General features: G+C 68.0%; 19 protein-coding genes. 16 read left to right on the forward strand and 3 right to left on the reverse strand.

Translation table 11 applies throughout. The features are described 5' to 3' along the window. Positions 1 to 53: 53 nt before the first annotated feature. Complete coding sequence (locus ACIBG5_RS22750; RefSeq protein WP_396393469.1) at positions 54 to 1,559, reverse strand: ABC transporter substrate-binding protein; 1,506 nt, start codon at positions 1,557 to 1,559, stop codon at positions 54 to 56. Between the two features lie 25 nt (positions 1,560 to 1,584). Beyond that, positions 1,585 to 2,808: an ROK family protein gene (locus tag ACIBG5_RS22755; protein ID WP_396393470.1), complete on the reverse strand. Its 1,224-nt coding sequence runs from the start codon at positions 2,806 to 2,808 to the stop codon at positions 1,585 to 1,587. A gap of 173 nt (positions 2,809 to 2,981) precedes the next feature. Between ACIBG5_RS22755 and ACIBG5_RS22760 the strand changes: the two genes are divergently transcribed. The 13 genes from ACIBG5_RS22760 to ACIBG5_RS22820 all read left to right on the forward strand — a co-directional run bounded on the left by ACIBG5_RS22760 (position 2,982) and on the right by ACIBG5_RS22820 (position 19,238). Then, positions 2,982 to 3,737, forward strand: a complete 756-nt coding sequence (locus tag ACIBG5_RS22760; protein WP_396393471.1) for an FHA domain-containing protein — start codon at positions 2,982 to 2,984, stop codon at positions 3,735 to 3,737. Positions 3,738 to 3,749: 12 nt separating this feature from the next. Next, a complete protein-coding gene (locus ACIBG5_RS22765; RefSeq protein WP_396393472.1) occupies positions 3,750 to 4,145 on the forward strand; it encodes a hypothetical protein in 396 nt (131 codons plus the stop codon). 126 nt (positions 4,146 to 4,271) lie between these two features. Next, positions 4,272 to 5,552: a hypothetical protein gene (locus tag ACIBG5_RS22770; RefSeq protein ID WP_396393473.1), complete on the forward strand. Its 1,281-nt coding sequence runs from the start codon at positions 4,272 to 4,274 to the stop codon at positions 5,550 to 5,552. A gap of 115 nt (positions 5,553 to 5,667) precedes the next feature. Further along, the gene (locus ACIBG5_RS22775) at positions 5,668 to 6,714 is read left to right on the forward strand and encodes a LacI family DNA-binding transcriptional regulator (protein ID WP_396393474.1); all 1,047 of its coding nucleotides are present in this window, start codon (positions 5,668 to 5,670) and stop codon (positions 6,712 to 6,714) included. Position 6,715: 1 nt separating this feature from the next. After that, positions 6,716 to 7,105 (forward strand): D-ribose pyranase, encoded by a 390-nt coding sequence (rbsD, locus tag ACIBG5_RS22780; protein WP_393382647.1) that lies wholly within the window; start codon positions 6,716 to 6,718, stop codon positions 7,103 to 7,105. Beyond that, positions 7,105 to 9,129 carry an ADP-ribosylglycohydrolase family protein gene (locus tag ACIBG5_RS22785; RefSeq protein ID WP_396393475.1) on the forward strand — a complete coding sequence of 675 codons (2,025 nt, stop codon included), beginning with the start codon at positions 7,105 to 7,107 and terminating at the stop codon, positions 9,127 to 9,129. Before rbsD ends, ACIBG5_RS22785 begins: the two co-directional genes overlap by 1 nt. After that, positions 9,126 to 10,529 (forward strand): ABC transporter substrate-binding protein, encoded by a 1,404-nt coding sequence (locus tag ACIBG5_RS22790; RefSeq protein ID WP_396393476.1) that lies wholly within the window; start codon positions 9,126 to 9,128, stop codon positions 10,527 to 10,529. The genes ACIBG5_RS22785 and ACIBG5_RS22790 overlap by 4 nt, the downstream gene beginning before the upstream one ends. Continuing rightward, entirely contained in the window at positions 10,526 to 11,431 is a 906-nt protein-coding gene (locus ACIBG5_RS22795; protein WP_360447532.1) for a sugar ABC transporter permease, read from the forward strand. The genes ACIBG5_RS22790 and ACIBG5_RS22795 overlap by 4 nt, the downstream gene beginning before the upstream one ends. Next, the gene (locus tag ACIBG5_RS22800; protein WP_396393477.1) at positions 11,428 to 12,321 is read left to right on the forward strand and encodes a carbohydrate ABC transporter permease; all 894 of its coding nucleotides are present in this window, start codon (positions 11,428 to 11,430) and stop codon (positions 12,319 to 12,321) included. The genes ACIBG5_RS22795 and ACIBG5_RS22800 overlap by 4 nt, the downstream gene beginning before the upstream one ends. Beyond that, entirely contained in the window at positions 12,318 to 13,730 is a 1,413-nt protein-coding gene (locus tag ACIBG5_RS22805; RefSeq protein ID WP_396393478.1) for a sulfatase, read from the forward strand. Before ACIBG5_RS22800 ends, ACIBG5_RS22805 begins: the two co-directional genes overlap by 4 nt. Positions 13,731 to 13,763: 33 nt before the next feature. After that, positions 13,764 to 15,440, forward strand: a complete 1,677-nt coding sequence (locus ACIBG5_RS22810) for a hypothetical protein (RefSeq protein WP_396393479.1) — start codon at positions 13,764 to 13,766, stop codon at positions 15,438 to 15,440. A gap of 10 nt (positions 15,441 to 15,450) precedes the next feature. Then, positions 15,451 to 16,953 (forward strand): arylsulfatase, encoded by a 1,503-nt coding sequence (locus tag ACIBG5_RS22815; protein WP_396393480.1) that lies wholly within the window; start codon positions 15,451 to 15,453, stop codon positions 16,951 to 16,953. 572 nt (positions 16,954 to 17,525) lie between these two features. Next, the gene (locus ACIBG5_RS22820) at positions 17,526 to 19,238 is read left to right on the forward strand and encodes a DUF222 domain-containing protein (protein ID WP_396393481.1); all 1,713 of its coding nucleotides are present in this window, start codon (positions 17,526 to 17,528) and stop codon (positions 19,236 to 19,238) included. A 148-nt stretch (positions 19,239 to 19,386) separates the two neighbouring features. Here the strand turns inward: ACIBG5_RS22820 and ACIBG5_RS22825 are convergent, their stop codons facing one another. Beyond that, positions 19,387 to 20,208, reverse strand: a complete 822-nt coding sequence (locus tag ACIBG5_RS22825) for an SDR family NAD(P)-dependent oxidoreductase (RefSeq protein WP_396393482.1) — start codon at positions 20,206 to 20,208, stop codon at positions 19,387 to 19,389. Positions 20,209 to 20,380: 172 nt separating this feature from the next. Between ACIBG5_RS22825 and ACIBG5_RS22830 the strand changes: the two genes are divergently transcribed. The 3 genes from ACIBG5_RS22830 (at position 20,381) to ACIBG5_RS22840 (ending at position 22,760) form a co-directional block, all read left to right on the forward strand. Further along, on the forward strand, positions 20,381 to 21,313 hold the full coding sequence (locus tag ACIBG5_RS22830) for an NAD-dependent epimerase/dehydratase family protein (RefSeq protein WP_396393483.1): 933 nt from the start codon (positions 20,381 to 20,383) through the stop codon (positions 21,311 to 21,313). Then, the gene (locus tag ACIBG5_RS22835) at positions 21,310 to 22,236 is read left to right on the forward strand and encodes an RNA polymerase sigma-70 factor (RefSeq protein ID WP_396393484.1); all 927 of its coding nucleotides are present in this window, start codon (positions 21,310 to 21,312) and stop codon (positions 22,234 to 22,236) included. Before ACIBG5_RS22830 ends, ACIBG5_RS22835 begins: the two co-directional genes overlap by 4 nt. Before the next feature lie 164 nt (positions 22,237 to 22,400). Continuing rightward, complete coding sequence (locus ACIBG5_RS22840) at positions 22,401 to 22,760, forward strand: cupin domain-containing protein (RefSeq protein ID WP_131515149.1); 360 nt, start codon at positions 22,401 to 22,403, stop codon at positions 22,758 to 22,760. Positions 22,761 to 22,829 lie beyond the last annotated feature (69 nt).

Below are 22,829 nucleotides of genomic sequence, written 5' to 3' on the forward strand. Positions count from 1 at the left end.
TTTCGGCGCGGGCGCCGGTGGCTTCCGTCGTACTGGTGCCTCCGTGGTGAGGGTCACTTGTAGCTGGCCTGGGTGTAGTCCTGACCGGGCTGCCAGTTGCCGAAGACCCAGTCGTCCTCGCTGACCTCGGCGCCCTTCTTCTTCGCCGCGTCGATCGCGCGCTTGCGTTCCTTCGTGGCCTTGTCGGCGTACTGCTGGAGCGCGGCCTTGTAGTCCTTGGTCGAGCCGGTCAGCACGGCCTGGACGATCTCACCGGGGCTCGGGTGCACGTCGCGCATCTCGGCCAGGGCTTTCGCCACACCGCCGTTCCGGACCTCCGGCACAGGCGCGATCCGCACGTCCTGCTGGAAGAACGAGACGTTCTTCTTGTACGCCGGATGGACATCGGCCTTGTCCACCGAGTCGAGCAGGATCGGCGGCTGGTCCATCCGGGTGGCCAACTGGGCGGCGAACTCTGGCGTGGTCATCTGGAGCAGTACGTCGGCGGCGACCTTCGGGTTCTTGGCCTGGTCCGACACGAAGAACGAGCCCGGCGCGGGCGCGACGTACACGGTGCCGCGTTGCGTCGACGGCGCAGGGATCTGCCAGGCGCTGATGCCGCGCTCGACGGCCGGAGACTCCTCGACCATGAGACCGCCGATGAACCACGGGCCCCACGGGAACAGCGCGGCCTCACCGGCGGCCCAGCGGGCCCGGGCGTCTCGCGGACCCAGGGAGGAGGACGCGGGATGCAGTACGCCGTCGGACTTCAACGCGAGCAGGAACTCCATCGCCTGGATGAACGGCTCGCTCGCGACGACGATCTCACCGGTCTTCCAGTCGATCTGGCCGGGTGCGCCGGCCATCTGGGCGAAGGCGGTCAGCTTCCCGCCCAGGTAGTCGGTGTCCTTCATCGGCAGCAGCAGACCGTGCACCGAGTCGGGTGTCTTCTGGTCGAGCGTGCGGATCGTGGCGCGGTAGTCGTCCCAGGTCGCCGGCGACTGCTCGGGATCCAGACCGGCCTGCTTGGCCAGCGCACTGTTCACCCAGGTCGTCGAGTCGTGCCAGCGGCCGCTGAAGACCGGGAACGTGTACACCTTCCCGTCGAAGCGATGGATCCCGTCGTACAGGTAGTCCTTCATCGGACTGTTGCCGAGATCAACGAAGTCGCCGATCGGGTGGAACCAGCCATTGGTGACCAGAGCCGCGACGCTGCCGCTCAGGCCGGCCGTCGAATGGACGTCGGGCAGCTGCTTGCTGCGCCGGGCGAGTTGCAGCGCCTGGCCGAGGTCGGCGGGATCGAGCTGACGGCGCTTGACCGTGATGTTGTCGTGTTTCTGGTGGTACTCGACGAACAGCTTCTTCTCGAACAGCTCGGTCAGCGGCCTGAACTGGTCCCACCAGTTGACGGTGATCGGGCCGCTGGTGCCGGCTGGATCGGCACCAGCGTTCTGGGCGCTCTGGCCGCCGCCGCCGGTGCAGGCGTTGAGCAGCGGAAGGCCGAGGGCGAGGCCACCGGCGGTGCGCAGCAGTTGGCGTCGGGACGGTCGGGGCGGTCGGGGCGTGGTCGAGGTGCTCATGGCGAGTGCCTCCTCAGGGCAGGGCTCAGCCGAGGTCGGGGATCCGGTCCCGCGCGGCCGCAGCCTCGGCGGGATCGGCGGGGGCGGCCGGGTAGCCGGCCAGGAGTGCGGAGCGCCGGAGTACGAGGGCTATGCCGCCGCGCGCCGCGTCGTCGTGGCCCAGGGCGGCCGGAGCGATCCGCAGTCCGTGCCGCACCTGGTTGTGGGTGTGCTTGCGGACGGCGTCACGGATCGGGTCGAGCAGCGACGCACCGGCCGCAGCCAGTTCGCCGCCGATGACCACTGTCTCGGGGTTGACGGTGTTGCAGGCCGCAGCCAGGACCTCACCGATCCTGGTACCGGCCGTCGAGATCACCGCGCGTACCGCGCGATCACCGTCGGCCAGCCGGCCCAGTACCTCGTCGAAACGGCGTACGCCGCACTGCTCGAGAATCGCGGCGAGCGAGACGTAGCGCTCGAGGCAGCCTCGGCCACCACACGCGCACTTCGGTCCGCGGGGATCGACGGTGATGTGGCCCAGCTCGCCGGCCGCGCCGCCGGCACCGGAGAACAAGTGCCCACCGAGGACCAGGCCGCCGCCGACGCCGTACGAGAGCCGCAGGTACAGGACGTTCTGCAGACCTGCGCCCGCGCCCCAGATCGCCTCACCGAGCGCGGCCAGCCGGGTGTTGTTGTCGACGTACACCGGTACGCCGAAGCGGTCGGTCAGGCCGTCGCGGACGAGATGAATGCGGGTGGCTCGGCTCGGCTGGCGGTGGCCGCCGGTCTCCGACACCGGACCGACCACGCCGACGCCGACACCGGCGAGGGCGGACAGCGAGATTCCGTTGTCGGCGGCAAGCGTGTCGACCAGGTCGAGCGCGAGTTCGAGCCGCTTCGACCACGGCGTGCGTTCGGAACAGTCGGTGCCGGCCGAGCCGACGACCTCGTGCGCGACGTTCGCGATCGTCACCTGGATGAGGCGATGACCGAGATCCATGCCGAGCGCGAGTCCGCCGGAGGCGTTCACCGTCAGCTGGGTCACTGGGCGGCCGCGACCGCGACTGGTGTTGTCGTCGATCGCGGTCTCGGTCAGTGCGTCGGCCGCCAGTAGCTCCTGGACGATCGACGACAGGGTCGCCCGGGACAGGCCGGTCCGTTCCGCCAACTGGGCACGGGTCATCGCGCCCTGCGTGCGTAACACCGTCAGCACCCGATCCTCGTGGGTCTCCCGGAGCAGGCGCAGCGGTCCGGCGGTGTCCTTGGCCATGCGGAGGACTCTGGGCCGTCCCGCCGTTTTCTGTCAAGACCCCGGAATTAATCCGCCCAGATTAATTCCGGGCTCTTGACGTAAAAACTCCGACGACCCCAGACTGACCGTGGCGGCGTCGGCTCTTGCCTGCCTGAATTCGGGGTGGTTTCCTGGAATTCGGGGGTGGTGACTTGGGGCCTTCGACTGCTGGAGCGACGTACCTGGTCGTAGAGAGTGCGGGGTCGGACCAAGGGCGGCGGATCAGCCTGGTCGGGAACCGGTTGACGGTCGGCCGGCTGCCGAGTTGCGACGTGCGCTTCGACGACATCCAGGTGAGCCGAACGCATGCTGCGCTGTGGCGCCAGGGCGGTCTGGACTACGTCGAGGACCTCGGGTCGTCCGGTGGCACGTACGTGAACGACGTACCGATCGGTGCTCCGCGTCAGTTGTCCGCCGGTGACACGGTGGCCTTCGCCGGCCTTCGGCTTCGCTACGAAGGCGATCGGACACCGGCGCCGCAGCAGGCGGTTCGCTACGACATCGGGGACCAGCGGGCGGAATCGATCAACAACGTCGGGCGGGACCAGTACAACTACTCGCAGCAGGTCATCCAGCAGCGGGAGAGCTTCTTCCGTGAGATCGCGGCGACGAGAACCAGGGCGCGATGGATGGTCTGGATGGGAGTCGTCCTGTTCGTGGCCGGTCTGGGCATCGCCTACGCCGGCGGTTACAGCTTCTTCAAGCTGATCATCGATACGCCGATGGACTCGACCGGTCCGCCGGACAACTTCGGCGACGGCTTCCTGACGACACTGGTGGGTGGCCTGATCAACACCCTCGGCATCCTGCTGATCATCATCGGGATCGTGCTGCACATCGTCGCGACGTCGCGGCGCAAGCGGGTCGACCGGGAACTGCCGCCGCCACGGCCGTACCGCGGCCCTTGAGAGGGATGCGTGATGACCTTCAACATCGGCAACCAGTCGGCCGGCAACATCAACAACGTCGGCCGGGACCAGCACATCACCGGTGGTCAGCACGGCGTACTGGTGACGCCTGAGGCTGCCCGCCAGGCTATCATCGATCTGCGCGCCGGGCTCCGGCTTGCTCCGCTCGAGCAGCAGACCTCGGCCGCCGCGGAGGCGGAGGTGCGCGAGATCGAGACCGAGATCCAGAAACCCGAGCCCGATCGGCCCAAGGCCGCAAGCTCACTGGAGAGACTCACCCGGCTGCTGCTGTCCGCGGGTTCACTCGCCTCCGCGGGCGCGGCCCTGGTCCAGCCCTTGCAAACCCTTGCCGGCTGGCTCGGCACCCTCGGCGCCCCGATCCTCCATCTCCTACCGCTGCTGGCCTGACCCAGCCGGCCGCCACCTTGCCGAACTGAGCCGGTTCCGGCGGAGCGGTTCGGGCGGCTGATGCGTCAGACGTTCCTGCGGCTGGACCCGGCCGTGTGGTTGGGTTCTGGGCTGAAGGAGGTGGACGTGGCGGGGTCTGGGATCTTCGTACTGTCCGTCGTGGTCGTCGGTGCGGCCGGGATCATCTGGGGCATCATCGCGCTGGTACGGCGGCAGCGGTACATCAAGTCGTTGCGGGATCGTGGCTGGACGTTCGTGAACAGTCCGACGTTCGATGCCGTGGGCCGGCTCGGCAATCCGCCGTTCGGGATGGGCTTCCGGCGCAAGCCGGACGATCAGATCATCGGCCTCACCAGCTCCGGCCGGGCGTTCCAGGTCATCGAGTACGACTCGGAGTACTGGTCGGGCTGGATCGGGATGGTCACGCTGTCTCGCCGGCTGCCGGAGCTGTGGATCACCGGCGGTCAGACGCAGCCGCGGTCCGGTGTCGAAGCGACCGTCATGCAGACCCCCGCGCACCTCGGGCAGGGCTGGCAGGTCGGCGCACTGGACCCGGCGTTCGCGGCAGCGGTGATGACGCCGCAGCTGTGTGAGCGGCTGATCGCGCTTGCCGCGGGCCAACCGGGTGTGAACCTCAGCATCGACGCCGATCAGCTGGTCGTTCTGGATCCGCCGCGCAAGGACGTCGAGCTGCTCGGTCCCTGGCTGGAGCAACTGGCCACCGTCGCCGCGGCGATCGATGCCACACCGCTGGACCAGTGGATCCAGCCGGAGCAGCCGCCGCGGCTGACCTTCTACCACCACCCGGAGTGGTATTGGATCGGCGTCGACGACAGCCTGCTGCAGGGCACCCCGGTGACTCGGTCCGGCCACGATCACAGCACCAGTGAGGTGATCCGGGGCCGCGACGGTGACGGTCCGCCGTTCGTCGCGTTCACGCACCACTGGAAGACCACTCGCACCGAGACCTCCACGGACAGCGAGGGTCGCACGCACACGCGGACCGTGGTCGAGAACCACAGCGAGCCGATCCTCGGCTTCCAGTTGCCGGCCCGGATGCCATGGATCCAGGTCGCCCGGCGCGGCTTCGGCCACGGCATCAGCTTCGAGAGCGAAGCCTTCAACGACAAGTTCGCCGTCACCGCCCAGGACACCAAGTTCGCGTACGACGTGATCCACCCCCGCCAGATGGAGTACCTGATGGCCAACCCACCGGCGTCGTTCAGGATCACCGAGGACTGGGCCTGGTTCGCGCCAGGCACCCACAGCCATGGGGTCATCGCCCACAGCTCCGACTTCCTCCGCGGCTTCCTGGCCCGCGTCCCGCGCTTCGTTTGGCGGAACCTCGGCCTCCCGGACTCGCCGTACCCGCCGCTCGACGCCGCTCCGACGCACAGCAGCCGCTGACAGACCACCTTCATCACGGTTGGGTCACGACGGATCAACACGTGTTGCTCGGGATGTGACCGGCACGACATGCTGGCCGCTCGATTCCGCGCAACTCGTGTTGATCGGAGGCCCGGTGACGGTGCGGCGCTCGGACGTGGCCCGGTTGGCGGGTACGTCGCCCTCGGTCGTGAGCTACGTGCTCAACGGCGGACCTCGCGGGGTCGCGGAGGAGACGCGGCAGCGCGTGCTCGCCGCGATCGAGCAGCTCGGCTACCGGCCGAACGGGATCGCCCGCTCGCTGCGGATGGCCCGGACGATGACGCTGGGCCTGGTCGTCCCGGACAACGCCAACCCCTTCTTCGCCGAACTCGCCCGCGCGATCGAGGAGGAGTCGTTCGCCGAGGGGTACACGCTGCTGATCGGCAACTCGTCCGAGGACGACGACCGGCAGACGACGTACGTGCAGACCTTCCTGGCTCGTCAGGTCGACGGGTTGTTCCTGGTCCCGGCGCACGGTCCGCTGGGCTGCCTGGAGGATCTGCAGCGCGCGAAGACGCCGTGGGTGACACTCGACCGTGCCGTGGAAGGGATCGCGCCGGCCGTGCTCGTCGACAACCGCGGCGGTGCCTACGCCGCGACCCGGCATCTGCTCGAACACGGCCGGCGGCGGATCGCGTGCCTGGCCGGACCGCAGGACGTGATGCCCGCAACGGACCGAGTCGCCGGCTGGCGTTCGGCGCTGGCCGACGGCGGCATACAACCGGATGCGATGTCGCTGTGGCATGCGCCGTTCGGCCGGCAGGCCGGGTACAGCGCAGCCCGCAAGATGCTCGCCGCGGACGAGCGGCCGGACGCGATCTTCGTGGCCAGCGACGAGCAGGCGATGGGTGTACTGCGGGCCGTCGCCGAGCTCGGTCTGGTCTGTCCGGACGAATTGGCGATCGCGTCGTTCGACGGTGTGGCCGCGGCCATGTACTCGACGCCGGGCCTGACCACGGTCCAGCAGCCGTTCCGCCTGCTGGCGCGGGCGGCGGTGAGCCATCTCGTGCAGCAACTGGGCGTGGGCGAGGTCGACGCGGACGAGGCGAGGACCGAGGTCCTGCCGGTCCAGCTGGTCCGGCGCGGGTCGTGCGGCTGCATCGACCCGACGGGCGGGGACGCACCCGAAACGGAGGACTGAGATGCGTCGATCGGGACTGTGGCACCCGCGGCTGGCCGCGGTGGTGGCCGGTCTGCGACATACCGAGACGATCGTGCTCGCGGATCCCGGGCTGCCGGTGCCACCCGAGGTCGAGACGATCGACCTGGTCTGGGCCCGCGACGAGCCCGCGTTGCTGCCGGTGCTGGCCGCACTCGCCGCCGAACTGGTGGTCGAGCAGGCCCTGATCGCGCAGGAGCTGACGGACTCGCGGTTGCTGCGAGGCCTCGACGAACACCTCGGCTCGGTCCCGCTGAAACGGACCAGCCACGAAGACTTCAAAGTCCTCTGCCGGACCTCGCGGGCCGTCGTCCGCACCGGCGAGACCACGCCGTACGCCAATGTGATCCTGACCGCGGGAGTGCCGTTCTGATGATTCCGGCTGACTACGAAGACCGGGTGTACGCCGGTGTGCTCGGCAAGGTGATCGCCGTCTATCTGGGCCGGCCGTTCGAGGGCTGGCGGTACCAGCGGATCGTCGACGAACTCGGCGACATCACGTACTACGTCAACGACCGTACGGATCTGCCGCTCAAGAACCACCTGCTGGTGGTCACCGACGACGACATCAGCGGGACGCTGGTGTTCCCGCGGGCGCTGCGCGACCACGGCGTCGAGCCGACCTCCGAGCAGGTCGGCCAGACCTGGCTCGACCAGATCGTCGAGGAACAGACGGTGCTGTGGTGGGGCGGGCTCGGCAACTCGACCGAGCACACGGCGTACCTGCGGATGAAGGCCGGCATCCTTCCGCCGGACAGCGGTGCGATGGCGCGCAACGGTCAGGTGGTCGCCGAGCAGGTCGGTGCGCAGATCTTCGTCGAGGGATTCGCGATGACGCGGCCGGGCGATCCGCAGGCCGCGGCCGACCTGGCCGAGCGCGCCGCCCGGGTGAGCCACGACGGTGAGGCGATCCATGCTGCTCGTGTGGTCGCGGCCCTGGTCGCACAGTCGTTCGTGGAGCCGGACATGGATCGGCTGCTCGACACCGCGGTCACGCTGATCCCGAAGGACAGCCTGATCTACCGCGTCGTCGCCGACGTCCGCGAATGGGCCACCGGCGGTGACTGGAAAGCGACTCGGGAACGGATCGAGGAGCGGTACGGCTACCACCTGTACGGCGGCAACTGCCACGTGATCCCGAACCACGCGACGATCATCAACGCCCTCGCGCACAGTGGCGGCGAGTTCGCCCAGGCGATGACGGTGGTCAACACCTCCGGTTGGGACACCGACTCGAACGCCGGCAACGTCGGAGCGATCTGCGGCGTCCGAGGTGGGCTGGCCGGCCTCGACGCCGGCCCGGACTGGCGTGGCCCGATCGCCGACCGGCTCTACCTGCCGGCCGCCGACGGTGGATCCTGCATCACCGACGCGGCCCGCGAGGCCCTGACTCTCGCCGGGCACGGACGGACCTGGGCCGGTGAGCAACCGGTGGTCCCGAAGGACGGCGCCCGGTTCCACTTCGCCTTCCCTGGCTCGGTGCAGGGCTTCACCATTGCTGAGGGCAACGGTCAGGTCGTGAACCACGACGCCCGCCTGACAGTGCCGGGTGCGACCACGGTCAGTACGCCGACGTTCATCCCGCCCGAGGCTCTGGACATGCCGATCTACGGCCTGCTCGCGAGCCCCACTCTCTACACCGGGCAGACGGTCACGGCGCACGTCGACGCCACGGACGACGCCGAGGTGCGACTGACGATCACGGCGTACGACGAGAACGACGAACTGCGCACCGTGTCCGGACCGGGGGCGACCCTGTCCGCAGGCGAGTCCGCGGATCTGGCGTTCACCGTGCCGGAGCTCGGTGGCCAGCCGGTCGCGGCTGTCGGTCTGACGACTTCGGGCACCGTCCAGTTGGACCGCCTGACCTGGGACGGCGCACCCGACGTAACCCTCACGCGACCGGTGGCCGGAACCGTCTGGCGTCGTGCCTGGCTGCGCGCGGTCGACCGCTGGGACGGCCATTGGCCGGAGCCGTTCCGCATCGTGCAGAACCGGGGCACCGGCCTGCTCAGCCAGGGATCAAGGGACTGGCAGAACTACACCGTCAAAGCCGATGTGACTCCACACCTGGCGGCCTCGGCCGGCATCGCGGCTCGGGTCCAAGGGCTGCAGCGGTACTACGCGCTCGAACTGGCCGACCGGAACACCGTCCGCCTCGTCCGGCACCACACCGTGCTCGCCAGCCGCGCGTTCGACTGGAAGTACGGCCACACCTATCAGCTCGCCCTCACGGTGGACGGCGACCGGCTCGTCGCCACCGTCGACGGTGAGGCTCTGTTCGACCTGACCGACCCCACGTACGACTGCGGCGGCGTCGCGCTGGTGGTCACCGAGGGCCGGACAGCGACCCAAGAGGTCCGCATCACACCCATCTCGCGCGAGGAGGAATCATGACCGCACATCCGTTCAGCCGCCGCCGTTTCCTGACCGGTGCGGGCCTGAGCGCGGCTGCCATCGCCGCGCCCGGTGTCCTCACCGCCTGTGGAGGCAGCGACGACAGTGGAGCCGGCTCGGGCAGCGGCAAGGTCGACCTGTGGCTCGACATCCAGGGCGACGCGAACCAGAAGTACTTCAACGAGCAGGTCGCCGCCCTGTTCGAGAAGGCGAATCCGTCGGTCGACCTGAACACGACGTACTACAAAGGCGACGACCTGCGCCGGCTCGTGCAGACCGCCCTGCAGGCCAGGTCCGGGCCGGATGTCGTCCGTGGCCCGTCGGCCACCCAGACCCTGGCCTGGAGCAAGGCGCATGCACTTGCGGACCTGACGCCGTACGCGGACAAGTACGGCTGGAAGGACAAGCTGTCGGCCTGGGCGATGAACGCGTTCACGACGGAGGACAAGCTGTTCGCGCTGCCCATGCGGGTGGACACGATGATGCTCTACTTCAACAAGACGCTGTTCGCGTCGAAGGGCTGGAAACAGCCCACGAACCGCGACGAGCTCGAGGCGCTGGCGGCCGAGGCGCACGGCCAGGGCATCACCGCGTTCGGCTCCTCCAACGTGGACTGGAAGGCCGCCGGCGAGTGGCTGATGACGGTGTTCTGGAACCACTACTCGGGTCCGGACGCCTTGCACCAGGCGCTGTCCGGCGACATCAAGTTCACCGACCCGGTCTTCGTCGAGGCGGTCGAACTGGTGCAGAGCTACTTCGACAAGGGCTGGCTGGCCGGCGGCGTCGACAAGTACTTCGCCGTTCCCTCGCAGGAGATCGGTGCGAACTTCGGCAAGGGCAAGGTCGCGATGATCCCGCAGGGCGGCTGGTTCATGAGCCAGGTCGGCCAGTACTTCGGTGCCAAGGCGAACAACGACAACGAGTGGGACTGGATGCCGATCCCGGCGCTGCGGTCCGAGGTCAAGTACCCGCTGTTCGAACTGGGTATCGGCGGTTCGCTCGGGATCAACGAGGCCAGCAAGAACAAGGACGCCGCCGCGACCTTCATGAACTGGTACTACGGTGACCGCGGCGCGGCCCTGAAGCGGATGGCCGACGTACCGGCGACGTACAACATCCCGATCGACTTCACCGACGCCGACATCCCGACGAAGATCGACCCTCGCTCGGCCCGCGTGCTGACCTCGCTGAACAAGGCGGTCTCGACGGGTGACTACGGGTACGTCACGTGGACCTGGTGGCCACCGAAGACGGACGTGTACGTCTACGAGGGGCTCGAGCAGGTGCTGACCAAGAAGATCAAGGCGGCCGACTACTGCAAGGAACTCGACCGGCTCTTCACCGAGGAGAAGGCCGACGGCACCATCCCCGCCCTACCCGCCCAGGGCCCGGCCAAATGACGACGGCCGTCGCCGGCACCGCCGTACGGGCGCCCGGCGCCGCTCGTGCGCGGCGCCGGTCGGCGGTGATCGGCTGGGCCTTCCTGGCACCGCTGCTGGTGCTCAACCTCGTCGTGGTGCTCGGTCCGTCGATCGCGACGGTGTACTACTCACTGACCGACTGGTCCGGGCTCGGGCCGGCCGAGTTCATCGGCCTGGAGAACTACACCAAGGCCTTCACCGATCCCGATGTCCATCAGGCCCTGCTGCACAACGTGATCTGGTTCGTGCTGTTCGGTTCGGTGCCGATGGCAATGGGTTTGCTGGGCGCCTACCTGCTCAGTCAGGTCCGCCGCTTCCAGGTCCTGTTCCGCGCGCTCTACTTCATTCCGTACGTCGTGGCCAGTGTGGTGAACGCAGCTGTCTGGAAGATGCTGCTGTCACCGACCAGTGGGATCGGTCACCAGTTCGGGATCGATCATTCGTGGCTCGGTGACACCGCCACGTCGCTGGTCAGCGTGAACTTCGTCGTCGACTGGCACTTCTGGGGCTTCCTCGCGGTGATCTTCCTCGCCGCGATGCAGGGCATCGACCCGCAGTTGTACGACGCGGCCAGCGTCGACGGTGCCGGCAAGTGGCAGCAGTTCCTCTCGGTCACGCTGCCCGGCATCCGCCCGACGATGATCTTCGTGATCCTGATGACGGTGATCTGGACGCTCAAGGCGTTCGACTACATCTTCATCATGACCCAGGGCGGTCCGGCCGGCTCCAGCGAAGTGGTCTCGACGCTGATGTACAAGCAGGCCTTCAACGAGTATTCCGCCGGGTACGCCGCCGCACTCGGACTCTCGATGACCGCCATCACCGCCGGGATCCTGGCCGTCTACCAGTACCTGCGCAAGAAGGGATGGGAGGACGAGTGACCACCACCGTCATCGACCCGGCGACCACCACCCGCACGCCTGGCCCGCCGGCCGCCAGTCCGAGGCGGTCCCGCCATTCCGGTGCAGGCGCCGGGGCGTACGTCGTGCTGATCGTGCTGGCACTGTTCGCGATCGGCCCACTGGTCGCGGTGGTGTTCAACGCGTTCAAGAACAACGCGGAGATCGGCACCAACCCGCTGGCACCGCCGACCTCGCTCAGCCTCGACAACTTCACCGAGGCGTGGACTCGCGGCGACTTCGCCACCACCATGCGCAACAGCGCGATCATCTGTCTCGGTGCCGTCCTCGGCACCTGCCTGATCGCCGGCCTCGCGGCGTACGCGCTCAGTCATCTGCACGTGCCGGGGAGCGGGATCGTGGTCGGGTACCTGTTCCTCGGCAGTGCGCTGCCGGTGCAGTTGTTCCTGGTGCCGCTGTTCTTCCTCTGGACCCAGTTGCACCTGGTCGACAACCTGTTCGGGCTGATCGTCATCTACTGGGCCACCGACGCGCCGTTCGCCACCTTGCTGCTGAGATCGTTCCTGCTGAAGATCCCGAAGGACTACACCGAGGCGGCCCGGCTGGACGGCGCGTCCGACCTGCAGATCGCCCGCCGGGTCGTGCTGCCACTGGCCTGGCCGGGCTTCCTGACCGTCGCGCTGATCGTCGCGCTGTGGTCCTGGAACGAGTTCTTCTGGGCGATCACCTTCATCCACGACCCGAAGCTGCGCCCGGTGGCGACCAGCTTCCTCGCCTTCCAGGACCAGCACTCGACCGACTGGGGGATGACGAGCGCCGCGGCGATCTTCATGCTCGGCCCGGTCGTGCTGCTGTTCCTCGTACTGCAACGCCGATTCGTCAGCGGTCTCACCGCAGGAGGACTCAAGTGACGTCACCCGACACCCGTCCGAACCTCGTCCTGATCGTCGCCGACCAGTTGCGCCGCCAGGCCCTCGGCGCGTACGGCGACCCGAACGTCGCGACGCCCAACATCGACGCGCTGGCTGCGGCGGGGACTCGCTTCGACGCCGCGTGCTCGACGTACCCGGTCTGTGTGCCGTACCGGTTCTCGCTGATGACGGGGGAGTACGCGCACACCCGGTTCATCCCGTCGATCGAGTGGCGGATGTCGCCGGCCGAGCGCACCCTCGCCGACGAGCTGAACGGGGCCGGCTACCAGACCGCGCTCTACGGGAAGTGGCATCTGTACGGGAACTTCGGTCACTACCCGGGCCACACCGTGGTGAAGACGTCGCGGACCCAGGTGCCGCGGCCGTACCAGGGCCGGTTCCAGCGGTTCGCGGGCTTCGACATCTGCAACGACCCGTGGGACACCTACTACTGGAACGAGGACGATCCGCAGGCCCACAAGATCGACGGGTTCCAGACCGACGGCCTGTTCGACCTCGCGATCGCCGACCTGCGCAAGCCGTCGGACAAGCCGTGGGCCACGGTGCTGTCGGTGGAGCCGCCGCACCCGATCTTCACCGCGCCACCGGAGTACGTCGAGCGCTGGAAGGACCGCGAGATCGTCCTGCGGGAGAACGTTGACGTCGGCAAGGACTACAACAAGCGCGGACCGCACGGCCGGGACCTGATCGACGACCTGCGGGTCTACTACGCGATGATCGAGAACCTCGACGACAACGTCGGGCGCCTGGTCAGCGCCCTGCGCGAGACCGGTCAGCTGGAGAACACCGTGATCGGTCTGACCGCGGACCACGGCGAACTGCTCGGCTGCCACGGTCTGCTGGCGAAGCAGCGTCCGTGGGAGGAGTCGCTCGGAGTCCCGCTGATCCTGTCCGGTGCGGGCATCGCGTCGGCGGTGGTGGCCGATCCGGTCAGCACCGAGGATCTGTTCCCGACCCTGCTCGGACTGGCCGGCGTCGTACCGCGCGATCCGAAGCCCGGGCTGGACCTGTCGCCGCTCGCCCGCGGCGACGAGACCGGGCTCGACCGCGAGGGCGTGCTGCTCGAGTTCGTCGCGGAGATGCGGCCGGGGATGCCGTTCCATGACGAGACGTGGCGCGGCTTCCGGACCAGTCGCTACAAGTACACGGTGCTCGGCGACGCCCACGGTGGAAAGCCCTGGCAGTTCTTCGACCTCGAGGAAGACCCGTACGAAATGACCAACCTGGTCGACAGCGAGAAGCACGTGGACGAGCTCCGGCGCCACCACACGCTGCTGCGGGACCGGTTGGTCGAGACCTACGACCACTACGTGCTCGCGCCTGCGTTCGGGTGCCCGGGCCTGAACGAGTGGGACCCCGAGGCCAAGTTCCAGCGTCGCTTCGGCTGAGACCGTGCTGTCGTCGTCGAGAGGTGAGGCATGATGAAGCTCGCACGTGTGGTCGCCGCGCTCGTCTCGGTCGCGGGATTGATCGCGGCCGCGCCGGCCGGGGCCGAGCCCGGCCCGCAGTACGTCGGGACGGAGTACGACCAGGGCGGTAGCAGCCAGGCGATCGACGGCCCGCTGCCGCAGGTGGAACAGCTCGCGAACCAGATCACCCGGACCACCGACACGATGCTGCGCGACCTGGCGCACGAACGTGCGAAGCTTCCGTACGGTTCGATCGAGGCCGACCACCAGGCAAGGCCGCAGCTGACGACGTACCCACCGGCGGCCGGCAGCCCGGTCTCCGATCAGTACTCCGCCACGGTCGGTCAGCGGGGACGGAGTACAAGCTCCTTCGTTTACCAGGTCGCGGCGCGCAAAACCGACAGCAACCTGGAGAAGGACACGTCCTGGACGTCGTTCTCGTTCGCTGGGCCGGTGACGGTCGAGGTGCACAAGCTGAGCGGTACGGCGACCGGCTGTCTGGTGCGGCCCGAGTCCGCCCGGATCCGCACGCACTTCTCCGGCAGCACGTGCTCGTTCACCCTGACCGAGGCGGCCAACGTCTCGGTGGAGTTCACGCCGAACACCACCAACCCGGTGCTGCATCCGATGCTGGTGTTCGCGAACCCGCCCGAGGTCGACGTACCGCCGGCTCAGGACCCCAACGTGTTGTATCTCGGCCCCGGACTGCATCAGCTCGGCACGGTGCAACTGCACTCGAACCAGACGGTGTACGTCGCGGGTGGCGCGTGGGTGCAGGGGACGTTCAAGGGTCTCGGCGTCCACAATGTGGTGATTCGTGGCCGCGGCGTCATCGACGGGACGTACCTCGACACCGGCGATCAGGATGCGAACAAGAACCAGCCCGGGCTGATCGACATCGACTGTCACGATCCCAGTCAGCCTCCGCACGCGGCCTGCTCGACGGGGTCGTCCAACTCGAGCAACGTGGTGGTCGACGGACTGACCTTCGTCAACGGCCCGCGATTCAACGTGCGGGTGCTTGGTGACCACATCACCGTGCACAACCTGAAGGTGATGAGCTGGTGGTACAGCACCGACTGCATCTGGGCCGGCACGGCGAGCCTGGTCGAGGGCAACTTCTGCAAGGTGAACGACGACGCGCTGAAGCCGATGACCGGCGACTCGGTGATCCGGGACAACGTCGTCTGGCAGCTCGAGAACGGGGCGCCGTTCATGATCAGCTGGAACATCCTCACCGACCAGGCCGACTTCCACGTCTACGACAACGACGTCATTCACGCCGAGCACTACTGGCTGTCGCCACAAGCGATCTTCCGGGCCCGGCACGCCACTCCTGGGCACCTGCAGAGGTTCCTGTTCGAGGACATCCGGGTGGAGGACGCGAACTGGAGGTTGTTCTACATCATCTTGGAGAAGCACCCGAAGTGGTACGACCCGGCGCTCGGGTTCGGCCAGATCTCCGGCCTGGTGTTCCGCGACATCACCGCGCAGACGCCGTTCACGATGCCGAACGTCTTCACCGGTGGGGATCCCGATCACCGGGTCTCCGACGTCACGCTGATGAACGTCGCCATGAACGGCACGTGTGTGGCGAACGCTGCCGACGGCAACTTCCAGATCGATCCGGCGACGACCGATCAGGTCCGGATCGTGAAGAGCGCGCATGCCCCCTGCTCGCACCGATGAGAGGAACCCCGTGACACCGAACGTGGTCGTCGTACTGGCCGATGACATGGGGTGGGGGGACCTCGGCTGCTACGGCTCGGCCATCCCGACCCCGAACATCGACAGGCTCGCCGCCGGCGGTGCTCGGCTGACCGATTGCCATTCGGCCTCCGCGGTCTGCACGCCGAGCCGGTACGCCCTGATGACCGGTCGCTATGCGTGGCGCGGACCGTTGAAGAACTTCGTACTGATGGGACACGGTCCGGCGCTGATCGAGCCGGACCGGCCGACGATGGCAAGCGTTCTGCGCGACGCCGGCTACACGACCGGTGCCTTCGGCAAGTGGCACCTGGGCCTTGGCTGGCGACATCGCGACGGGTCGGTCCGGGATGCGTTCGCGCCCGGCGCGGTGCTGCACGACGACGTCGACACCGACTTCGGGCGCGACATCGACTACACCGCGGCGGTCACTGGTGGGCCGACCGAGCTGGGTTTCGACCGGTTCTTCGGGATCGCGGGGTCGCTGGACATGCCGCCGTACGCCTTCATCTCCGACGATCGCACTGTCGGGGTGCCCGACCGGGAGAAGGAGAACTACCTGACCGAGCAGCGCCCCGGGCTGCAGGTCGACGGCTGGCGCGAGGACGAAGCCGACGTACGGTTCGTCGGCGAGGCTGTCGACTGGTTGCGGGGGATCGAGCCCGGTACGCCGTACTTGTGCTACGTCGCGCCCTCGGCGCCGCACCGGCCGTGTGTGCCACCGGACTTCATCCGTGGTCGCTCCGGACTGGGGGACCGGGCGGACGCTGTCTGTCTGGTCGACTGGGCTGTTGGTGAAGTACTGCAGGCGATCGCCGAGCGCGGCGAAACCGAGAACACGTTGGTCATCGTCACCAGCGACAACGGTGCGCCGATGATCTTCGACGACGACGGCGACATGACGCAGCACCGTCCCAATGGTGACTGGCGCGGCCAGAAGGGCGACCTGTGGGACGGCGGTCACCGCGAGCCGTTCATCGCCTTCTGGCCGGGCCGGATCCCGGCGGGTTCGTTGCTCGAGGCCTCGATCTGTCTCACCGACGTCCTTCCGACGGTCGCGGCCGCGACCGGTGCGGCGCTTCCGGACGGAGCAGCCGAGGACGGTCAGGACCTGCTCGGCGCACTGACCCGGGGCGAGTCGTTGCCGGCGGACCGGCCGGTGGTCCACCACAGCCTCGGCGGCCGTTTCGCGATCCGCTCCGGCCGGTGGAAGGCGATCTTCGCGCCCGGCTCCGGCGGCGGCTTCTCGGAACCGTCGATCAGCGCCCTCTTCAGCGCCGGCTCCGGCAAGGCCCACGCCAACCCCGCTTGGGACGCCGACCACCCCGACGGCCAGCTCTACGACCTGTCCACCGACCCCACCGAAACCACCAACCTCTGGTCCACCGAACCCGAGACAGTTGCCGCCCTCTACACCCAACTCCAATCCATCTGCCAATCCGAATCCAGCGGCCTCCCCTTCAACGCACTCCCGGCTCACTCGCGAACGCCTTAGCCTGAGTCGGTGATGTGGCCGATCCATCGGGGGCGGCATACCGAGAAGTGCCTTCTGGGCAAGGAGAATCGGGATTGTCCAGATCCTGGTCCTGCCGAGCTCAGAAAGTACTGACAGTAAAACCATCGGATGGCCGGTCGCGAGCGGAGGTTGGTTCGATGAGGACAACCGGGTGTCATGTGTGGGTCTGGTGCCGGGCAAGGCCGTGATCAAACCCACTGACCCCTGTCCAGCAACGGGTCCATCCTCTGGACGAACGTGTTCGGCCCCACGACCGGGCGCCGCCGATCACAGCCTGGCCGGCGACCACCATGACCCCCAGTTTGGATGCCGGCCACAGTCGGCACAGCGGACAGCTCGGGCGGGTGACGATCTCGTCGGTGGCGAGTGATCGGCGTTGCGGTGTCGCCCCCCGGCCCGTCGAAGCCTCGTGGGTGACGACGAGAGCGCCGGGATTAGACGTTGCCTAAGGCAAGATCCGCAGAGGCAGACGTCTGTGGATAACAGATTCCGTTGTGGATAAGGGCTTCTGGATTCGGAAACTGTCGGTGGCGGTGTCTAGAGTTGCCGGTATGGAACTTCTGGACGAGCGGCCGATCTGGTCGATGAGTGGCAGCGAGATGCTGTCGGCTCTCGACGCCGTGGATGCCGAGCTTGCCCAGCGCCAGACCTACCGTCTGCAGCTCATTGCGGCCCTGGACGACATCGGTCACGCCCACGACATCGGTGCCCATGACACCGTGCAACTGTTGGCCTTCCGCTACCGCCTGGACCGCCCTGTGGCCCACCGCGACGTCCGCCTGGCCCGGGCCCTCCCGAGGTATCGGACCGTGTCTGCCGCCCTGACCGACGACGCCATCCCCGCAACCTCAGACCTCGACAACGGTGGCCAGGTGCTGCACCCCGCGCAGGCCGAGGCGATCGTGTCCGCCCTCGAGCGCGTCCCCGCCACGGTGCCGGTCGAGGATGTCGAGGTCGCCGAACAGCAGCTGGTGAACCTGGCCCGCCACCTCACCCCTGGTGAACTGCGCAAAGCGGGCAAGCAGGTCCGCGATCTCCTCGACACCGACGGCCCCGAACCTGACGAGCACAAGGCCTACGCCCGCGAGTCCCTGGCGTTGATCACCGCCGAGAACGGCGTCAAGTTCCGTGGTTACCTGGCCAACGAGAACGCCGAACTGCTGCGGTCCCTGATCCACGCCGGTGCCCGTCCCCACAAGACCCTCGACGGCGAACTGGATCCCCGCCCCCGCGACAAGCGCCAAGCCGACGCCCTGACGACCGCGCTGACCCTGGCCGCCAAATCCACCGATCCGGCCCTCAACCTCCCCACCACCAAGCCCGGCCCTGCCCTCGGAGAGGCTGCCTCAGGCCCCGCACCCGCCGGCGCCGTTCCGGGGTTCGGGGCGAAGACCACCATCACCGTCACCATCGACCTGGAGGACCTGAAGTCGGCTACCGCGGAGGCCACCGGCGGACTCGTCTACGGCGACAACCTGTCCGCGGCCGCGATCAGACGCCTGGCCTGCGACGCCAACATCATCCCGCTCGTCCTCGGCTCCAACTCCGAACCCCTCGACGTCGGCCGCTCCGAACGACTCGTCACCCGCGCCATGCGCCGCGCCCTGAACACCCGCGACAAAGGCTGCGTCGTCTGCGGCGCCCCACCCATCCACTGCGACGCCCACCACCTACGCTCCTGGCTCGACGGCGGCGAAACCGCCATCTGGAACCTCGTCCTGCTCTGCCGCCGCCACCACATCGACCTCCACGCCGGCCACTGGACCATCACCATCACCAACGGCAAAGTCCACGTCACCCGCCCCACCTGGGCCGACCCACCACCAGCCCCTGATCAAGGACAATGCAAACCCGCCCCACCATCCCCAACCGCCAGACCGCGCTCATCCACACCTCCCAACCCCCAGGTCAAACCCCTCCGCGAACGCCTGCCCGACGACGGTTCGCGCGTCGACCCGTGGTCGGGCGGACGGCTGTCGGACGGACTGCGGTCGGACGACGCCGAACGTGTGGACAGTGCGCAGTCACGGGAGGGACGAGTGGGAGATACGTCCAGGGTGACTACGTGCTCGGGCAATCTCCGCACCGATGCTGCGGCACTCCGAGAGGCAGCACGCCAAGCGATCTGGGGCGACACCCCAACGAGCGACTCGGGCACGCGCACTGCCCTCCCCGGCCCCACAGCCGTATCCGCGCAATCAGCCCATCACGATCCGTGGCCCGAGCCAGGACCGCCAGCAGCCGTCCGCCCGCGCGGAACGTGAAGCTCTGCACGGCACTGGCACTTGCCGCTGGTATCCGCAGGGCGGGTGGTCTCGACGCTAGGTCACCTCAGGCTGCAGGTGGGGCCTGACGCTCAGTTGTGGGGCGGTACGACGTACGTCCTCCCGACGGGGTCAGTCGGTACACCCCTCAGGGGGTACGGCCATGGGCCTCCAATGCGAGGTCCTGCCAGTCGGACCAGGTCTCGAGGCGGTCGGCGTACACCTGTTGGGCGATCGCGTTGCCCTGGTTGCCGAAGAACACTCGTAGTGGTGGGTTGTCAACGTCGGCGAGCTTCAGGATCGCTTGGCCGGCGGCCGCCGGGTCTCCGAGGTCGAGTGTCTTCGCGTACGCCGCGAAGGTCTCGCGCAGATCGTCGTACCGCGGATCGGGCTGAGCGTGGTCGGCGCCCGCGTTGCCGTCGGTGGCGTAGCCGCCGGGCTCGACCAGGGTCACCTTGATGCCGAAGCCGGCGACCTCCTGGGCGAGGGATTCGCTCAGGCCTTCGAGGGCCCACTTGGAGGCGCAGTACGCGGCGCCGAGTGGGAACCCGGAGACGCCGGCGACCGAGGAGATCTGGATGATGTGCCCGCCGCCCTGCTCGCGCAGGTGGGGGACCGCGGCCTGGACGACCCACACCGCCCCGAAGAAGTTGGTCTCGAACTGATCGCGCAGTTGCTGCTCGGTCAGTTCCTCGACGGCGCCGGACAGGCCGTAGCCCGCATTGTTCACGATCACGTCGAGGCGGCCGAAGTGTTGCCGTGCCTGCTCCACGCTGCCGAAGACCGCGGCCTTGCTGGTCACGTCCAGCTCGAGCGGGAGTACCGCATCGCCGTACTTGACGACCAGGTCATGGAGGGTCTCGACCTTCCGCGCGGTCGCAGCGACCTTGTCGCCCCGGGACAGAGCGGCTTCGACGAAGCTGCGTCCCAGTCCGCGTGACGAACCAGTGACGAACCAAATCTTGCTCATGGTGTGTTTCCGTTCTTTCGGCTGTTGTGAACGACCACCAGATGCCGACGGCATCGATCTCCGTGACAGCCCGGCGACGTGACGAGCGCCACCCCACAGGGCATGTCACAGCCGGCCGGACTGTCTCGTCTCGGGCTTGAGGAACAGTCCTGAAGTCGGAAAGGTGATGATCATGCGGGTGTTCGTGGCAGGTGGATCCGGGGTGCTCGGGCGGCGGCTGGTACCGCAGCTGGTGGCGCGGGGACACCAGGTGACGGCTACCACCACGGGTTCGGCGAAGCTGGGCTTGCTGGAGAAGCTCGGTGCCGAGGCGGTCGTGATGGACGGGCTGGACGCCGCGTCGGTCGGTGAGGCGGTGGCGAAGGCCCGGCCTGACGCGATCGTGCACCAGATGACCGCGATCTCGGTGGCCCACGCGGGCAAGCCCGACATGAAGCACATGGATCGGTGGTTCGCCGGCACCAACCGGCTGCGGACCGAGGGGACGGACCACCTGCTCGCGGCCGCCGAGGCGACTGGCGTGACCAACTTCGTCGCGCAGGGGTACGGCGCCTGGAACGGAATCCGTACGGGCGGCTGGATCAAGACCGAGCAGGACCCGGTGGACCCGATGACGGGTACGCCGGCCGAGCCCGGGATGGCGGCGATCGGCCACGTCGAAGAGGTGGTGGTCAAGGCCGGCGGCGCGGTGCTGCGGTACGGCTGGTTCTACGGGCCTGGTGCCATGGACGACCTGGTCGAGCCGGTGCGCAAGCGGCAGTTTCCGGTTGTCGGGGGTGGCGACGGCTACTGCTCGTGGGTGCACCTCGACGATGCGGCGAGCGCTACAGTCTTGGCTGTGGAGCGGCAGGCCAAAGGTGTGTTCGACATCGTCGACGACGAGCCGGCGCCGGCCAACGTGTGGCTGCCCTACCTGGCCGAGTCCGCGGGAGCGAAGCGGCCGATGCGGTTCCCCACCTGGCTCGCGCGGCCACTGGCCGGGGACGTGGCGGTGATGATGATGACCGAGGGCCGCGGGTTCTCCAACGCCAAGGCCAAGCGGGAGCTCGGCTGGGAACTGCGCTACCCGTCCTGGCGGCAGGGCTTCAAGGAAGAGCTGGCATGACGCGTGCCGAGGAGTTCGAAGAGCTGCGACCGCTGCTGTTCTCGATCGCCTATCGACTCCTCGGCAGCGTGAGCGAGGCAGAGGACGCGGTCCAGGAGACCTGGCTGCGTTGGGAATCCTCGCCGACAGCGCCCGCCTCGACCAAGGCCTTCCTGTCCGCGGTGGTGACTCGCATCTCGATCGACGTACTGCGGTCGGCCCGTGTCCGGCGGGAGACGTACGTCGGTCCGTGGTTTCCTGAGCCGCTGCTGGCGGATCCGTACCAGGATCCGGAGCGCGCGGCGGAGCTGGCCGACTCGTTGTCGATGGCAGCCCTGCTCCTGCTCGAGCGGCTGAGTCCGCTCGAGCGTGCGGTGTTCGTGCTGCGTGACGTGTTCGGGTTCGGCTTCCCGGAGATCGCTTCCGCGGTGGAAAGGTCTGAGTCGGCGTGCCGTCAGCTCGCGGTGCGGGCGCGGCGTCACATGGACGCCGGCCGGCCCCGGTTCGAGGCCGACCGCGCCGAGCGCGACGTACTCGCCTCGCGTTTCTTCGACGCCTTCAGCGAAGGGGACGTCGACAGTCTGCAGGAGTTGCTCGCAGCCGACGTACGCATGGTCAGCGACAGCGGCGGCAAGGCCCCACAGTGGGGGACCGGCATCACCGGCGCCGACAAGGTGGCCCGCCTACTCGTCTCCCTGGTCACCCCCTTCACCCGGATCGGCGGCACCGTCGAACCCCACGCCCTGAACGGCCAACCCGGCGCCATCCTCCGCGACCGCGACGGCAAGGTCATCAACACCTGGACCCTGGACATCCTCGACGGCCACATCCAAACCATCCACACCGTCCTCAACCCCGACAAACTCACCCACGTGGGCCCAGTAGCCGACGCCTGGTCAGTACTCCGCCAAACCACCCAGTCCCGCCGCCCACCAAACCCCTAGCCGACACTCCACCCGACCACCACCGCACCCCCACCTGCACCTGACGAACCGATCGTTTCCTCAGCGGGCGGCTCTGTAAGGACGCCATAAGCGGCGGGATCTGTTCACGGCGAGCCATCTGGGCGATTGTCGAAAATGATTCTTTCCGATCGAGGGGGCCGGAGATGGCCGTTTACAGTAAGTCGTTCGACGAACCCGATGAGCAAAGGACGCCGGACAAGACCGTCGTCAACGTGGTGAAGTTTCCCGGCGCCAGCGTCGCGAAGATCACCTTCCAGCCGGGCTGGCGCTGGTCGGAGTGCATTCGTCCCGTCGTCGGTGGCGAGTCCTGCCAGGTCCGGCATGTCGGCACCCTTCTCTCGGGCGAGATCGAGGTCGTGCACGACGACGGCAGCAAGGCGCGACTCGCCGCCGGCAGCGCGTACCTGATCGAGCCTGGGCACGACGCCTGGGTGGTCGGTGACGAGCCCGCGATCGGCCTGGAGTTCGAGTCCCACGCAGCCGAGACCTACGCCAAGTCCTGACACTGTTCGATCCCTGTCGTGACTCTTGCAAATGATCGTGAGCGGGAGGACGCTCTGGGTAAGGGGAAA

Origin of the sequence: Kribbella sp. NPDC050241, from assembly GCF_044459685.1 — a bacterium.
GTDB lineage: Bacteria > Actinomycetota > Actinomycetes > Propionibacteriales > Kribbellaceae > Kribbella.

Coding starts and splice junctions, on each gene's coding strand:
- ACIBG5_RS22755 (WP_396393470.1), bottom strand. CDS start 2,808: ATGGCCAAGGACACCGCCGGACCGCTGCGCCTGCTCCGGGAGACCCAC.
- rbsD (WP_393382647.1), top strand. CDS start 6,716: ATGCGTCGATCGGGACTGTGGCACCCGCGGCTGGCCGCGGTGGTGGCC.
- ACIBG5_RS22820 (WP_396393481.1), top strand. CDS start 17,526: ATGGAACTTCTGGACGAGCGGCCGATCTGGTCGATGAGTGGCAGCGAG.
- ACIBG5_RS22840 (WP_131515149.1), top strand. CDS start 22,401: ATGGCCGTTTACAGTAAGTCGTTCGACGAACCCGATGAGCAAAGGACG.
- ACIBG5_RS22790 (WP_396393476.1), top strand. CDS start 9,126: ATGACCGCACATCCGTTCAGCCGCCGCCGTTTCCTGACCGGTGCGGGC.
- ACIBG5_RS22825 (WP_396393482.1), bottom strand. CDS start 20,208: ATGAGCAAGATTTGGTTCGTCACTGGTTCGTCACGCGGACTGGGACGC.
- ACIBG5_RS22795 (WP_360447532.1), top strand. CDS start 10,526: ATGACGACGGCCGTCGCCGGCACCGCCGTACGGGCGCCCGGCGCCGCT.
- ACIBG5_RS22810 (WP_396393479.1), top strand. CDS start 13,764: ATGAAGCTCGCACGTGTGGTCGCCGCGCTCGTCTCGGTCGCGGGATTG.
- ACIBG5_RS22750 (WP_396393469.1), bottom strand. CDS start 1,559: ATGAGCACCTCGACCACGCCCCGACCGCCCCGACCGTCCCGACGCCAA.
- ACIBG5_RS22785 (WP_396393475.1), top strand. CDS start 7,105: ATGATTCCGGCTGACTACGAAGACCGGGTGTACGCCGGTGTGCTCGGC.
- ACIBG5_RS22835 (WP_396393484.1), top strand. CDS start 21,310: ATGACGCGTGCCGAGGAGTTCGAAGAGCTGCGACCGCTGCTGTTCTCG.
- ACIBG5_RS22830 (WP_396393483.1), top strand. CDS start 20,381: ATGCGGGTGTTCGTGGCAGGTGGATCCGGGGTGCTCGGGCGGCGGCTG.
- ACIBG5_RS22765 (WP_396393472.1), top strand. CDS start 3,750: ATGACCTTCAACATCGGCAACCAGTCGGCCGGCAACATCAACAACGTC.